12 protein-coding genes are annotated in these 14,255 nt (G+C 62.5%); 10 read left to right on the top strand and 2 right to left on the bottom strand.

The window, feature by feature from the left end; translation table 11 throughout:
* Positions 1–11: 11 nt before the first annotated feature.
* From AB8B29_RS14990 to AB8B29_RS14965, 6 genes are all read left to right on the top strand, one after another.
* Positions 12–515 carry a hypothetical protein gene (locus AB8B29_RS14990; protein WP_037196928.1) on the top strand — a complete coding sequence of 168 codons (504 nt, stop codon included), beginning with the start codon at positions 12–14 and terminating at the stop codon, positions 513–515.
* Complete coding sequence (locus tag AB8B29_RS14985; RefSeq protein ID WP_037196798.1) at positions 512–1,267, top strand: SDR family oxidoreductase; 756 nt, start codon at positions 512–514, stop codon at positions 1,265–1,267. Before AB8B29_RS14990 ends, AB8B29_RS14985 begins: the two co-directional genes overlap by 4 nt.
* Before the next feature lie 17 nt (positions 1,268–1,284).
* Positions 1,285–1,923 carry a LysE family translocator gene (locus AB8B29_RS14980; protein WP_037196796.1) on the top strand — a complete coding sequence of 213 codons (639 nt, stop codon included), beginning with the start codon at positions 1,285–1,287 and terminating at the stop codon, positions 1,921–1,923.
* Between the two features lie 28 nt (positions 1,924–1,951).
* Entirely contained in the window at positions 1,952–3,358 is a 1,407-nt protein-coding gene (lpdA, locus tag AB8B29_RS14975; RefSeq protein ID WP_037196795.1) for a dihydrolipoyl dehydrogenase, read from the top strand.
* 114 nt (positions 3,359–3,472) lie between these two features.
* Entirely contained in the window at positions 3,473–6,331 is a 2,859-nt protein-coding gene (locus tag AB8B29_RS14970; RefSeq protein ID WP_439006602.1) for a M16 family metallopeptidase, read from the top strand.
* Between the two features lie 133 nt (positions 6,332–6,464).
* On the top strand, positions 6,465–6,944 hold the full coding sequence (locus AB8B29_RS14965; RefSeq protein ID WP_244655190.1) for a DUF2867 domain-containing protein: 480 nt from the start codon (positions 6,465–6,467) through the stop codon (positions 6,942–6,944).
* On the opposite strand, the gene AB8B29_RS14960 is transcribed toward AB8B29_RS14965, so the two are convergent.
* Both AB8B29_RS14960 and AB8B29_RS14955 read right to left on the bottom strand, forming a co-directional pair.
* Positions 6,922–8,013, bottom strand: coding sequence for a TraB/GumN family protein (locus AB8B29_RS14960; protein ID WP_037196792.1), 1,092 nt, complete (start codon positions 8,011–8,013; stop codon positions 6,922–6,924). The genes AB8B29_RS14965 and AB8B29_RS14960 overlap by 23 nt on opposite strands.
* Before the next feature lie 130 nt (positions 8,014–8,143).
* Positions 8,144–9,079: a tyrosine recombinase XerC gene (locus AB8B29_RS14955; protein ID WP_037196791.1), complete on the bottom strand. Its 936-nt coding sequence runs from the start codon at positions 9,077–9,079 to the stop codon at positions 8,144–8,146.
* Between the two features lie 244 nt (positions 9,080–9,323).
* On the opposite strand from AB8B29_RS14955, the gene AB8B29_RS14950 reads away from it, so the two are divergent.
* The 4 genes from AB8B29_RS14950 to AB8B29_RS14935 all read left to right on the top strand — a co-directional run bounded on the left by AB8B29_RS14950 (position 9,324) and on the right by AB8B29_RS14935 (position 14,217).
* Positions 9,324–10,271 (top strand): GNAT family N-acetyltransferase, encoded by a 948-nt coding sequence (locus AB8B29_RS14950; RefSeq protein WP_037196790.1) that lies wholly within the window; start codon positions 9,324–9,326, stop codon positions 10,269–10,271.
* A gap of 24 nt (positions 10,272–10,295) precedes the next feature.
* Positions 10,296–11,432: an AAA family ATPase gene (locus AB8B29_RS14945; RefSeq protein WP_037196789.1), complete on the top strand. Its 1,137-nt coding sequence runs from the start codon at positions 10,296–10,298 to the stop codon at positions 11,430–11,432.
* 57 nt (positions 11,433–11,489) lie between these two features.
* On the top strand, positions 11,490–13,721 hold the full coding sequence (locus tag AB8B29_RS14940) for a primosomal protein N' (RefSeq protein WP_037196788.1): 2,232 nt from the start codon (positions 11,490–11,492) through the stop codon (positions 13,719–13,721).
* A 112-nt stretch (positions 13,722–13,833) separates the two neighbouring features.
* Positions 13,834–14,217, top strand: coding sequence for an AGROH133_08824 family phage infection protein (locus AB8B29_RS14935; RefSeq protein WP_037196787.1), 384 nt, complete (start codon positions 13,834–13,836; stop codon positions 14,215–14,217).
* The last annotated feature ends 38 nt before the right edge of the window (positions 14,218–14,255 follow it).

Here is a 14,255-nt window from a genome sequence, read left to right as displayed (position 1 = left end):
CTAACCGCATGATGACGCGGCTGGCTCCGGTGCGCTGGGCGATAATGGCCTTTGCTGTTAATCCGGCACTGGCTCTCGCGGGCGAATGCGTGCAGGAAAAGGCCGTCTACGGCGATATGGATGACGCCTATGAGCTGCGCTTCGAGCCCATGGGGTCGGAATCATCCGTCAGCAACAAGTTCAAGCTTGCCGTGCGCAACACCAATGTCGTGGCCGATGGCGTTGTCACGCGCACCGACGATCAAAAGCGCGCCGATGGCAGGATCATGTTCGAGTGCCCGGAAGGTGATGTGACCGGGGCCGATCTGAGGGCCTGCACCGTCTGGCAGGGCATGGTCTATGCCTCGGACCTGAAGGGCCATATCAGCGCGCTTCCGACCGAGGGCGAGAGTGCGGCGGAACGGCTTTTCCTGCCGGCGCTCGGACCCTCGATCCAGAAGTCTTCTCTTTGGGGCGAGGGCAAGGCAACCGTTGCGCCCTGGGACGTCCTCAGCCTGAAAGGATGCTATCAATGAGCGAGAGTGCACCCGTTCTTCTCGTAACCGGCGGCAGCCGCGGCATCGGCGCGGCTGTTTCAGTGGCCGCTGCTCAGCATGGCTGGGCGGTGGCGGTCAACTACGCGTCCAACAAGGAGGCGGCCGAGGCTGTGGTGGCGACGATCCGCGAGGCCGGGGGCGAGGCGATCGCAATCGCCGGCGATGTCGGCAAGCCCGAGGACATCAAATCCATCTTTGCCACGATCGACGCGCATTTCGGCCACCTCGATGGCCTCGTCAACAATGCCGGCATCGTTGGTGTGATCCAGCGCCTCGACGAAATGACGCCTGAGCGGATCGACCGCATGTTCCGCGTCAATGTCACCGGCTCGATGCTCGTCGCGGCGGAAGCGGTGCGCCGCATGTCGACTCGGCACGGCGGCAAGGGCGGCGTGATCGTCAACGTTTCTTCTCTGGCCGCCACGCTCGGCGGCGGCGGGCAATATGTCGATTATGCCGCTTCCAAGGGGGCGATCGATACCTTCACGGTCGGTCTGGCGCGCGAGGTGGCGGCCGAAGGCATCCGCGTCAACGCCGTCCGGCCCGGCATCATCGATACGGATATCCACGCCGCCGCCGGCCTGCCGGACCGGGCTCGCGACATCGCTCCGCAATTGCCGATGAAGCGTGCCGGAACGGCCGACGAGGTGGCCGACTCCATCCTCTATCTCCTGGGGCCTCACGCATCCTATATAACGGGTGCCTTGCTCGACGTGAGCGGTGGCCGTTAAGCGGAAGGGTGGCTTTCATGCAATATATTCTCGAATTCCTCGGCCTGATGGCGGTGTTCTCAATCTTCATCGTCATTCCCGGCGCCGATTTTGCCGTCATCCTGCGACAGAGCATCGTGCATGGCCGCCGCGCCGCCATGATGACCGGGCTCGGCATGGGCTTCTCGCTGCTCTTCCACATCAGCTACACCATCCTCGGCCTCGGCCTGATCGTCTCGCAATCGCTTGTCCTGTTCAGCATGATCAAATGGGCCGGCGTTCTCTATCTCGTCTATCTCGGCCTCAAGTCGTTCCGCGATCCGGGCTTCAAGGTGGCGGAAATCGAGATCACCGATGCCGACCGCAAGCCGGTCTCCGCCTGGCGCTGCCTGGCGACGGGCTTCATCACCAATGCGCTCAACCCGAAGCCGGTGCTGTTTTTCCTGTCGCTGTTTTCGACGCTCGTGCATCACGACACGCCGGCGCTGATCCAGTTCAGCTACGGCATCGGCATGGCGGCGGCTCTGGTCGCCTGGTTTGCCGGCGTCTCCACCTTTTTCACCGTCAAGCCGGTTCGCGATCGCTTCATCGCGTCAGGCAAATGGTTCAACCGCATCACCGGAGCGGCGCTCGTCGGCTTCGGCATCCGCCTCGCCTTGGCGCGGGCGGCCGACTAACAGAGATAGAAAACAAGGAAATTAAACCATGTCCTACGATGTGATCATTATCGGAACCGGCCCCGGCGGCTATGTCTGCGCAGTCAAGGCGGCGCAGCTCGGCCTGAAGGTGGCGGTCGTCGAAAAGCGAGTGACCTTTGGCGGTACCTGCCTCAACATCGGCTGCATTCCCTCCAAGGCGCTGCTGCACGCTTCAGAAGTGTTCCATCAGGCCGGCCATGGCATGGACGCGCTCGGCGTCGAGGTTGCAGCGCCGACGCTGAACCTTGGCAAGATGATGGCCCACAAGGACGCGACGGTGAAGTCGAATGTCGATGGCGTCGCCTTCCTTTTCAAGAAGAACAAGATCGATGCCTTCCAGGGCACCGGCAAGATCGTTTCCGCCGGCAAGGTTGCCGTGACGGCCGACGACGGCAAGGTGACGGAGATCGAGGGCAAGAACATCGTCATCGCCACCGGCTCCGACGTTGCCGGCATTCCGGGCGTGCCGCTCGAAATCGATGAGAAGATCATCATCTCCTCCACCGGCGGCATCGCGCTCGACAAGGTGCCGGGCAAGATGATCGTCGTCGGCGGCGGCGTCATCGGCCTCGAGCTCGGCTCGGTGTGGTCGCGCCTCGGCGCCAAGGTTACCGTCGTCGAATATCTCGACACCATCCTCGGCGGCATGGACGGCGAAGTCTCCAAGCAGTTCCAGCGCATGCTGGCCAAGCAGGGCGTGGAATTCCATCTCGGCGCCAAGGTGGTCGGCGTCGAGAAGTCCGGCGGTGGCGCGAAGGTTACCTTCGAGCCGGTCAAGGGCGGCGACAAGGTCGTGCTCGACGCCGATGTCGTGCTGGTCGCGACTGGCCGCAAGCCCTATACGGCAGGCCTTGGCCTGGAAGAGGCCGGCGTCGTGCTCGACAATCGCGGCCGCGTCGAGATCGACGGCCACTTCAAGACCAACGTTGCCGGCATCTATGCCATCGGCGACGTGGTGAAGGGCCCGATGCTGGCGCACAAGGCGGAAGACGAGGGCGTGGCGCTCGCCGAGATCCTCGCCGGCCAGGCGGGCCATGTGAACTACGACGTCATCCCGAGCGTCGTCTACACCCAGCCGGAAGTCGCCTCCGTCGGTAAGACCGAGGAAGAGCTGAAGGCCGCGGGCATCGCCTACAAGGTCGGCAAGTTCCCGTTCTCCGCCAACGGCCGAGCCCGCGCCATGCTGGCGACCGATGGTTTCGTCAAGATCCTGGCCGACAAGGAAACGGACCGGGTTCTGGGCGGCCATATCGTCGGCTTCGGCGCCGGTGAGATGATCCACGAGATTACCGTGCTGATGGAATTCGGTGGGTCGTCGGAAGATCTCGGCCGCACCTGCCATGCGCATCCGACCATGTCGGAAGCCGTGAAGGAGGCAGCGCTTGCGACCTTCTTCAAGCCGATCCACATGTAAGAACGGCGTTTAAGCTCGGTCGAATACTGGGATTGCAATGCACATGCGATGATGCGATGAACGGGGCCTCTCGTGCATCGCATCATCGAAGCTCCCCCAATCACCGAAGCAAGCATGTCACGCCAAATCCCAGCTATTGCCGCATCCCTACAACTGTTCATTGTTGTCGCCTTCACGGTCCTAGCGACCGGTGTGCTCCCGGCTCATGCCGAAACGCCTGATGTCGGTTGGCCGCAGGCCGCCAGCGATCTGCCGGCGGAGCCCGATCTCCGTTTCGGCACGCTGCCCAACGGTATGCGTTTCGCCATCATGCATAATGCGACGCCCGCAGGGCAGGTGGCGATCCGGTTTCGCATCGGCACCGGTTCGCTCCAGGAAAAAGACGATCAGCAGGGGCTCGCGCATTTTCTCGAACATATGGCGTTCAAGGGTTCGACCCACGTTCCCGAAGGCGAGATGACCCGAATCCTCCAGCGCCTCGGCCTGGCCTTCGGCGCGGATACGAACGCTTCGACCAGCTACAACGAAACCGTCTATGCGCTCGATCTGCCTGAGGCCGATGCCGAGACGGTTTCCACCGGCCTGATGCTGGTGCGTGAGACGGCGAGCGAACTCACGCTGGATGCCGGCGCCTTCGACCGCGAGCGCGGTGTCATCCTCTCGGAGGAGAAGCTGCGCGATACGCCGCAATATCGGGGCGGAACCGGCTTCATGAACCTGCTGCTGCCCGGCCAGCGCGTGCTGCTGCGTCCGCCTATCGGCAAGACTGACATCATCAGCAACGCACCGGTCGATCTGGTGCGGGACTATTATCGCACCAATTATCGGCCGGAACGCGCCACGCTGATCGTGGTCGGCGATATCGATGCGGCGGCCCTCGAAGCCGACATCCGCAGCCACTTCAGCAATTGGATGTCAAATACACCGGCGCCGGCGGAGCCCGATCTGGGCGTTCTTGAAAAACACGGGGAGCGCGTTGGAACCGTGGTCGTGCCGGGTGGCGCCACCCGCGTGCAGATCGCCTGGACGCGTCCCTATGATGGTTCGCAGGACACGGTTGCCAAGCGTCGTCAGCAGTTGATCGATGGGATAGGGCTGGCTGTTCTCAACCGGCGCATCTCCGTTCTGGCGCAACAGCCCAACCCGCCCTTCGTCAGCGCGCAGGCCGGTGCTCAGGATCTGTTGAAGTCCGCGCACGTCACGATGATTGCCGCCGATAGCGATCCCGACAAGTGGCAGGCGGCGCTTGCCGCCATCGATCAGGAGCAGCGCCGCATTGCCGAGTTCGGTGCTGCGCAAAACGAGATCGATCGCGAAATTGCCGAATACCGGTCGACACTGCAGGCGGCTGCGGGCGGCGCTGCAACGCGCACGAGCCCGGACATTGCCGGATCTTTGGCCTGGAGTGTCGGCGAAGGCGTGGTCTTCACCTCGCCGGAGGAAGACCTCTCGCTCTTCGATGCTGCGATGAAAGGCTTGACAGCGGCCGAGGTCAACCAGAGTCTCCAGGCTGCCTTTGCGGGCAACGGTCCGCAACTGGTACTGCAGATCCCGCAAATGCCCGAGGGCGGTGTCGCGGCTGTTGAAAAGGCCTATGCGGACTCGCGCGCCGTGCCGGTTACTGCGCCGGAGCATACGACAGCGGCCGTCTGGGCGTATACCGATTTCGGGAAGGCCGGAGCCGTCGTCGAACAGCGAGTCGTCGATGATCTCGGCGTGACGATGGTACGCTTTGCCAACGGCGTCCGCCTGACCGTCAAGCCGACAAAGCTCCGCGCCGACGAAGTCCTGGTTCGTGCGAATATCGGTCGCGGCCGGCTCGATCTGCCGCATGACCGCTCGCTGCCAATATGGGCGGCGCCGGCGGTGCCGCTGTCCGGCCTCAAAGCAATCAGCTACGATGACTTGCAGAAGGCGTTCGCCAGCAACGTCGTCGGCAGCGACTTTTCCATCCAGGATGGCTCCTTCAGGTTCGAGGGGGCGACGCGGCCGAGCGATCTGGCGACGCAATTGCAGCTTCTGACGGCCTATGTCTCCGATCCAGCCTACCGTCCTGATGTCTTCAAGCGGGTGCAACAGGCCTATCTGAACAGTCTGACGCAGCTTCAGGCAACGCCAGGGACCGTGGTCGGCCGCGATCTTCCCGGGCTTTTGCATTCTAATGATCCGCGCTGGACTTTTCCGGACCGGACACAGTTGCTCAACACCAAGCCGGAAGATTTCGAGGCACTCTTGCGGCCGTTCCTTTCCAAGGGGCAGATCGAAGTCATCATCGCCGGCGATGTTCAGGTGGATGATGCGATCCGCATGACCGCACAGACCTTCGGTGCGCTGCCGGCCCGGCCCGATGCGCAGGAGCGGACCGACAGTAGCGCGCTTTTTCCGGCACCGACGCCGGAACCGGTCGTGCGGCTTCAGGACGGGCGAAGCGACAATGCCGGCGCGCTTGTTGCCATGCCGATCGGCGATTTTCTCTCCGATTTGCCGCGCGCCGTTGCCGCCAATGTTACAGGAGCGATCTTCCGGAATCGTCTGATCGATCAGTTCCGCATTGCCGAGGGCGCGACTTACAGCCCACAGGGCGACGTCGACCTGTCCAGATCGATCCCGGGCTATGGCTTTGCCTATGTCTACGTCGAGACAGTTCCGGCGAAGGTGGATCATTTCTTCGATCTGGTGGACAAGATCAGCGCCGATTTGCGGGATAGGGACGTTTCACCGGACGAACTCACGCGCGCCAAGGCTCCGATCGTGGAGGAGATAAAGCGTTCGCAGCAGACCAACGGCTATTGGCTGGAGAGCTTGCATGGTGCCCAGACGGATGCCCGGCGTCTCGAGCGGATTCGCGGCAGCATCAACGGCTACCAGTCCATAACAGCGCAGGATGTCCGTGCAATTGCGACAGCCTATCTGAAGCCGGAGACGTCCTGGCGTATGAAAATATTGCCGGCTAACGGATCGGCTGTGCGCTAGCCGTCCGTCCACCTGCACAATCGTCGCAGCCGGCATTTGTCTGTTCAGGTTGATGTGCTGAGTGTGATAGCTTGCTGGTATGGACGCAACGGGCGAGACGATGTCTGCAAGGCCTCGGATGGTGATACCGTATATGCCGCATCCCGCGCTGCCGGGTGCGGATTGGGCGGATTGCTATGAGCTGCGGGTCGCGAGATCGGATTTTACGGCAATTACGGCTGCGCATGCCATGCTTGGCCGGTTTCCGCTGTGGGTGCGGCTATTGGTGCGGCTGCGCGACGCCGTGACTGGTCTGTTCGGATTGAGATCCAGCCGTAGCCTGGTGGCGGATGAGCTGGAAACGATCGGGTTCTTTCCGGTCGTCAGCAAGTCGGACAATCAAGTCGTTCTGGGGTTCGACGATCGCCACCTCGATTTTCGTGTGGTCATCGACGTGCGGCACGACGACCAGGGGCGTCGGCTGGTCGATGCGACGACACTGGTCAGGCGAAAGATATGGCTCGGGCGGATCTATATAGCGCTGATTACACCATTCCACCGGCTGATCGTCATAACAATGCTCGCCAATTTCGGCAGACGGATGAGCGCGGTCAGTTTACTGCCGTTACCGTGAAGCCTTGCTTGCGCAGCAGCGCTACCAGGCCCTGGTCGCCGGCCAGATGCAGCGCACCGACGGCGATGAAGGCGTTGCCCTTGTCGAGGATCGGTGCGGAGCGTTCGGCCATCACCTTGTTGCGATCGAGGATGATGCGCTGCTCGAAGGCCGCCGTGTCGTCGTCGGAGATGTTCTGGTCCGGCTCGATTACCTTCAGCATCGGGATCATCGCGCCGATATTGCCGGCACGATAGAGATCGGTCATCGTTTCGTTGACGTCGTTGATCTTGTCGCCGAGTTCGAGCGTCTGGATCAGCGACTTCAGATGCAGCGCGATCGGCAGATCGCTCATGGCCTTGGCCTGCTCGGCCAGCGTCTCCAGGCCCTTGACCTGCTTGCCCTCGGCGGCGGCGTCGCTTGCCAGCTTCTGATCGAGGAATTTCGCGCCGGCGGTCTTGCGGTGGATTTCGCAGCCGGTCATCTCGAAAGAGCTCGAAATCAGCCAGGGTTGCATGCGGGAGACAGCGGCAAGCGCAATGCCGCGCGCCTTCAGTCCCGCTTCGAGCTTGGCGTTATCCTCGGGCGACAGATGCTGGCTGATGGTCGAGCCGTCGGTGAGCATCGTCAGCGACGGATTGGCGAAGAGGGCCGCGGCTGCCCTCTTGTCATCGAGAATTTCGTCGGATTCGACGACGATCGTATCGGCGGCCGCTACTGCCTCCGGCGCGCCCTTCGGCATGGTGAGCACGCGCGAATCCGAGACATGCATGGTGCCGAGCAGCCAGGAAGGCTTCAGGCCTGATTTCTCGATCTTCCAGAAGATGCCCTTGCCGTTTTCCACTTTATCGCCTGCCGCGATGATGGAGGCATATTTGGCAGGATCGCTTTTCTGCAGCTCCGCCATCAGATCCTTGCCGCCGCAGCTGTCGGACACCGTCTCATCGGCGTGCGCCGGTTGCAGCGTCAGCATGGTTGCGATCAATATGATCGCCAGCATCAGCGGAAAGGCCGTGGCGAGCCAAAGGAGCATGCCACCGATCGCCGGCGTCGGTGACCGCATCGTCCTGGATCCGAGGGCAGAAATCATCTAAACCTTCCGCTGGCAGAGGACATGACTTCTAAAGCTCGAAAGCGGCTTTCGGGAGGCATGTCGAAACATGTTTCTGCTCTATCCTTGCGAAACGCATATTCCCTTAACGCAAGGGGTTAATCTTTTCTTACGCTCGCGGATGGGCGCGATCGTAGACTTCCAGAAGCCGCGAGGAATCGACGCCGGTATAGACCTGCGTCGTCGACAGGCTGGCATGGCCGAGCAATTCCTGGATGGTGCGCAGGTCCCCTCCGCCCGCCAGCAGATGCGTCGCGAAGGAGTGGCGCAAGGCATGCGGCGTGGCGGTATCGGGCAAGCCGAAGGCGCTGCGCAGTTTCTGCATGCCGTGCTGGATGATGCCCGGCTGCAGCTTGCCGCCGCGCGCGCCGCGAAAGAGGGGGCCGTCCGCGTCGAGATGATAGGGGCAGAGCGCGCGATAGTGATCGACCGCCTCGACGACGATTGATAGTAGCGGCACCAGCCGCGTTTTGTTGCCCTTGCCGGTGATGCGCAGCGCAGTCGCGCCCGGCGGCATATCCTGCGGCTTCAGATCCAGCGCTTCGGAAATGCGCAGGCCGCAGCCGTACAGCAGGGTCAGCACGGCCGCATCGCGCGCAGCGATCCATGGCTCCTCATGCAACTGTGCCTCATCGCTGACCACCGTGATGGCCTGCGTATCGGAAAGCGGCTTGGGAAGCGATTTCGGCTGTTTCGGCGAGCGCACGGCCGCCGCGCCTGCGGCATTCACCAAGCCTTTCTTTTCGAGATAGCGCAGCAGCGAACGAAGGCCGGCAAGATTGCGCCCGAGCGAACGGGCGCCGGCCCCTTCTTTTCGGCGCGCGGCGAGAAAACCGCGAAAATCGGCGGGGCGCAGCGCGTGGATATCCGCGATCGTTGCCGGGCCGCCGAGATGGCCGGTGAGAAAGGTGAGGAATTGCCGCGTGTCGCGCTCATAGGCATTCAGTGTGTGGGCCGAGAGCCGCCGCTCCTGACCGAGCGCGTCGAGCCAGCGGCTACGCTCCGCCATCAACCTTGAGTCGGCAATGATCAACAATTCGTTCAGTGGAAAACCCCTTGAAATTCAAATTCCTTCTGCCACTTTGAATTAGGGAAGGTTATGGAATCACTAACTTTCCCGTTGCACTGCTTGCATTTCCGATGTGCTGCGGGAGCAACGGCACTCCAAAAATCTGCATATGGGCCCGTTCCTAAATCTCCGATGATTTGGCGGCTATATGCGAGGCGCTTGTCATGCTTCGATCATATTCGGTTGCAATAGAATATACCCCAACCATTCAGGATACTTCATGGCACGCCGCGGTTCGATAACTGCATTGGGACAGATTGCAGAAGCGATCGCTTTGGTGTCGCAGGGTCAGCCGGGACATATTGTCGATATGCTGATCGCCGAACGTGGCGAAAAGATCGTTCGCAATCCGCTCTGGCCGGTCATGCGCCCCTTTCTCTACACGCTGCTGCGTTACAACAAGGCGATCGAATTCGCCAATGATGTCGCCAAGTTGTCCGGCTTTCAATGCTTCGAATATATGAGCGATCTGCTCCAGCTCGACATCGACGTCACCCACGCCGATCGCATCCCGGCATCCGGCGGGTTCATTCTCGTCAGCAATCATCCCACCGGCATTGCCGACGGCGTCGCCGTTTTCGATCTCCTGAAATCGCGCCGGCCGGACATGATGATCTTTGCCAATCGCGATGCCGTCCGCGTCAATCCGCGTTTCGCCGAGATGATCATTCCGGTGGAATGGCGAGAGGAGCACAAGAGCAAGCCGAAGACGCGCGAGACGCTGCAGCTGACCAATCGTGCCGTCGCCGACGGCAAGGTCACCGTGCTTTTTCCGTCCGGCCGCATCGCCTATTGGGCGGACGGCAAGCTGAACGAGCGTCCGTGGAAGACATCCGCCGTGGGTCTGGCGCGCAAATACAATCTGCCGATCCTGCCGGTGCACCTGACGGCGCGCAATTCCGGCCTGTTCTACTGGCTCGCCAGATGGTCGACCGAGCTGCGCGATATGACTGTCTTTCACGAGCTTCTGAACAAGCGCGGCGACCAGTTCGACTTCCTCGTCGGCAATCTCATTCCTGTCGAGCATCTGGACGGCGACGTCAACGAGGTGACGAAAGCGCTGGAGAAGCACACGGTCGTCGATCTTGCGGCTGACGGCAATGCGAGGTTCTCGCCGCTCGTTTCGCCCAGGCAGCAGGACGAGGCCTTGGCCGAGCATTCTCTTTAAATCGGGAATCGGCTAGACCGGGGCATGCAACTTCGCTCGATGTTCGCCCAGAATTACCGCTCTTTGCGTTCGATCCGAATGGATCTCGCCGATGTCAACCTGTTCATCGGCGAGAATGGCGTCGGCAAATCCAATCTCTATCGTTCGCTGCAGCTCGTACAGGCGGCGGTCCGTGGGCGGCTGGCGCATGAGATTTCCAGCGAGGGCGGCATGTTCTCAGCCATGTGGTCGGGCAAGCGGCGCTCGCATGAGTCCGCTCGCATCCGCTTCGATGTCGAGCTGCTCGACATGGAGCGGGCAGCGACTTTCCGCTATTGGATCGAGGCCGGCATGCGGCCGCCGCTTGCCTCTGCCGGCTTTCCATTGGAGCCGCAAGTCAAGGCCGAGGAATTATCGATCGAAACGGGCCGGCGGTCGGTAACGATGATGAAGCGCGACGGACCGGGCATTTCCGTTCGTGGCGAGAATGGCCGCATGCAGGCGCATCCCGAGCAGGCGCTGACCTCGGAAACGGCGATCGCCCTGCTTGGCGATGCCGGCTACTATCCGGAGGTCGGCACCTTCCGACGGGCCGTCGATGCCTGGCGGTTCTATCATGGCTTTCGCACCGATCGCGGCTCGCCGCTGCGTGCGCCATGCCTTGCGGTGACATCTCCCATGCTGGACGAGGACGGCGCCAATATCGCCGCCGTCTTTGCCACGCTTGTCCACACGCGCGAAGATACCGTCGAACTCGATCGCGTCATTGCCGCCGCCCTTGGTGGGGCGCGTCTTGTCGTGCCGGAACCGCAGGAGACGGCGGATTTCGGCCTGATGCTGCCCGAATTCCCAAATCGCGTCTTCCAGCCGCGCGAATTGTCCGACGGCCAGATCCGTTTCCTCGGCCTGGCGGCTGCGCTGATGTCCTACCGCCTGCCGCCGCTGATCGCGCTCAACGAGCCGGAGGCGAGCCTGCATCCCGACATGCTGGTGCCGCTTGCCGAGATGATCGCGCAAGCGGTCAAGACCAGCCAGATCTGGATCGTCACCCACTCGGAGGTTCTGGCCGCTGCCGTGCGCGAGCGTTGCGGCGTGCGGCCGCGCCGGGTGATCCGCGAAGACGGTGCCACCTGGATCGAAGGCATGCGGCTGACCGGTGTGATCGATGATGAAGACGAATAGTGGCAATCCGGCAATCCGGGTTTTCTTTTGTGCTCGTCCGGGGCATGGTCTGGCGCAATGAATAAAGATTCTTCCGATCTGTTCGGTGCGCTTTTCGAGGCTGCGCCCGCGAAACTTGTGATGAGCCGCACGGTTCCGGTTTTGGTGCCGTTGCCGGCGCCGAAGGCCTATTCCTATGCGGTGCCTGAGGGGATGGCGGTCGAGCCGGGTTCTGTCGTGCAGGTGCCGCTCGGGCCGAGGCAGGTCATCGGCGTCGTCTGGGATGGCGACGAGGATGGCGGCGTCGATCCGAAGAAGCTTCGGCCCATTACGCTTGTGTTCGATTGTCCGCCGCTCGGCAAGCATATGCGCGATTTCATCGATTGGGTTGCCACCTATACGCTGTCGCCGCCGGGGCTGGTGGCGCGCATGGCCTTGCGCGCGCCGGCCGCCTTCGATCCCGAGCCGATGATCGAGGGGTTGCGCTTCATCGGCGGGCAGCCGGAGCGGCTGACGCCGGCGCGCGCCAAGGTCATGGAGACTGCCGCCGACGGGCTGTCATGGACGCGCATTGGCCTGGCGCATGCGGCCGGCGTTTCCACAAGCGTCGTCGATGGGTTGATCTCGCAAGGCATTTTCGAAACCATCTTCCTGCCGCCGCCACCCGTCGTCGCCCGGCCCGATCCGGATTATATCGGCTCGCGGCTGGAGGGGCCGCAGAAGGAGGCGGCCGACGAGATATTGGTCGATGTGCGCAAGGGCGAGTTCTCCGTCTCGCTGATCGACGGCGTTACCGGCTCCGGCAAGACGGAGGTCTATTTCGAGGCGATCGCCGAAACGCTGAGGCGCGGCAAGCAGGTGTTGATCCTGCTGCCCGAGATCGCGCTGACGGCAAGTTTCTTGGAGCGCTTCCAGGATCGCTTCGGCGCCAAGCCGGCGGAATGGCATTCGGATCTCGCGCCGCGTATGCGCGAGAAGGTCTGGCGGCAGGCGGTGACGGGCGAGGTCAGGGTCGTGGCCGGGGCGCGCTCGGCGCTGTTCCTGCCCTTCGAGGACCTCGGCCTGATCATCGTCGACGAGGAGCACGATCCGGCCTATAAGCAGGAGGATCGCGTTTATTACAATGCGCGCGACATGGCCGTCGTGCGCGGCCGCATCGGCGATTTTCCCGTCGTGCTGGTTTCCGCCACGCCCTCGGTCGAAAGCCAGGTCAACGGACAGAGCGGGCGCTACACCACCATTCACCTGCCGACCCGCTTCGGCGATGCCGCTCTTCCCGACCTGCATCTGGTCGACATGCGCCGCCACGCGCCGGAACGCGGCGGCTTCCTCTCGCCTGTCTTGCTCCGCGCCATCGGCAAGACGGTTGCCAAGGGCGAGCAGGCGTTGCTGTTCCTCAACAGGCGCGGCTATGCGCCGCTGACGCTTTGCCGCGTTTGCGGCCATCGTTTCCAGTGCCCGCAATGTTCAAGCTGGCTGGTGGAGCACCGGTTTCGCGGCCAGATCCAGTGCCATCAATGCGGCTATGCCGAGTGCACGCCGGAAGCTTGCCCCGAATGCGGCACGCTCGACCACCTCGTTGCCTGCGGGCCCGGCGTCGAGCGCATTGCCGAGGAAGTGGAGCGTCATTTCCCCGAAGCGCGGACGATCATGCTCTCCTCCGATATCATGGGCGGCGTCAAGCGGCTGAGATTGGAGCTCGAAGCCATCGCCAAGGGCGAGGCGGATATCGTCATCGGCACGCAGTTGGTCGCCAAGGGCCACAATTTTCCGCTGATGACGCTGGTCGGCATTGTCGACGCCGATCTTGGCCTTGCCAATGGCGATCCGCGCGCCGCCGAGCGGACATTCCAGCTTTTGTCTCAGGTGACGGGACGCGCCGGCAGAACCGGGCTGAAGAGCCACGGATTGCTGCAGACCTACCAGCCGCAGCACCCCGTCATGCAGGCGATCGTCTCAGGCGATGCCGGCGCCTTCTATGAGCGCGAGATTTCCGAGCGCGAGAGGGCGGTGCTGCCGCCCTTCGGCCGGCTCGCCTCGATCATCGTTTCGGCCGAAACCCGCCAGGAGGCGGAGACCCATGCCCGCAGCATGCGCAATGCCGCGCCGCAGGTGCAGGGTATTTCCGTACTCGGGCCGGCCGAAGCGCCGCTTGCCCTGGTGCGCGGCCGCCACCGGTTCCGGCTGCTCGTGCACGGCCGGCGCAATTCCGACATGCAGGGGTTCCTCCGGGCCATGCTGGCGCAATCGCCCAGGGAGCGTGGCTCGGTGCAGGTGCAGCTCGATATCGATCCACAGAGCTTTCTGTGATTTGACCCGGCTGATATGGCGGCATGCCTTTCCCTGCTCCGCCGGATCATGCCATAAGTCGGCCGTCTCATTCAGGTGATTTGCGCACCGATCGATCTTTTAGGGGCGACCGATGGAATTCTATTTTCCGACCGAATTCGGCGAGCAGCTTGCCTTTTGCTCGGCGGCGTCTACGGCGCTGATCGGTCTCGTCATGATGTTCGCGCCGGGCTACACTTATCGCTTCCTTCGATTGCAGGTGCGCGAGGGGCGATCCGAAGCCTATGCCGAGGCGCGGTCGGCGGGCGGCTTCCTTGCCGGCTTCGGGCTGGTTGCGATTCTGCTGGCTCAGCCTATGATCTATCTGGCGCTTGGCGCCTCCTTCGGCGTTGCGGCGTTCGGCCGTATCCTTTCGATCATGTCGGATCGTGGAAGTGTATTCTTGAATCTTCTCCTTCTGGTTGTGCAGGCGATTCTGGCCGCTCTACCGCTTCTCTACGGAATGGGCTATATTTGAACTGAAATAGGCTCGGCGTGGCCTTATTTGCCTGCGCT

The sequence above is a fragment of the Rhizobium sp. 11_C7_N12_5 genome (assembly GCF_051811145.1).
Taxonomy (GTDB): domain Bacteria; phylum Pseudomonadota; class Alphaproteobacteria; order Rhizobiales; family Rhizobiaceae; genus Rhizobium; species Rhizobium lusitanum.
This window is presented reverse-complemented; position numbering and strand designations above follow the sequence as displayed.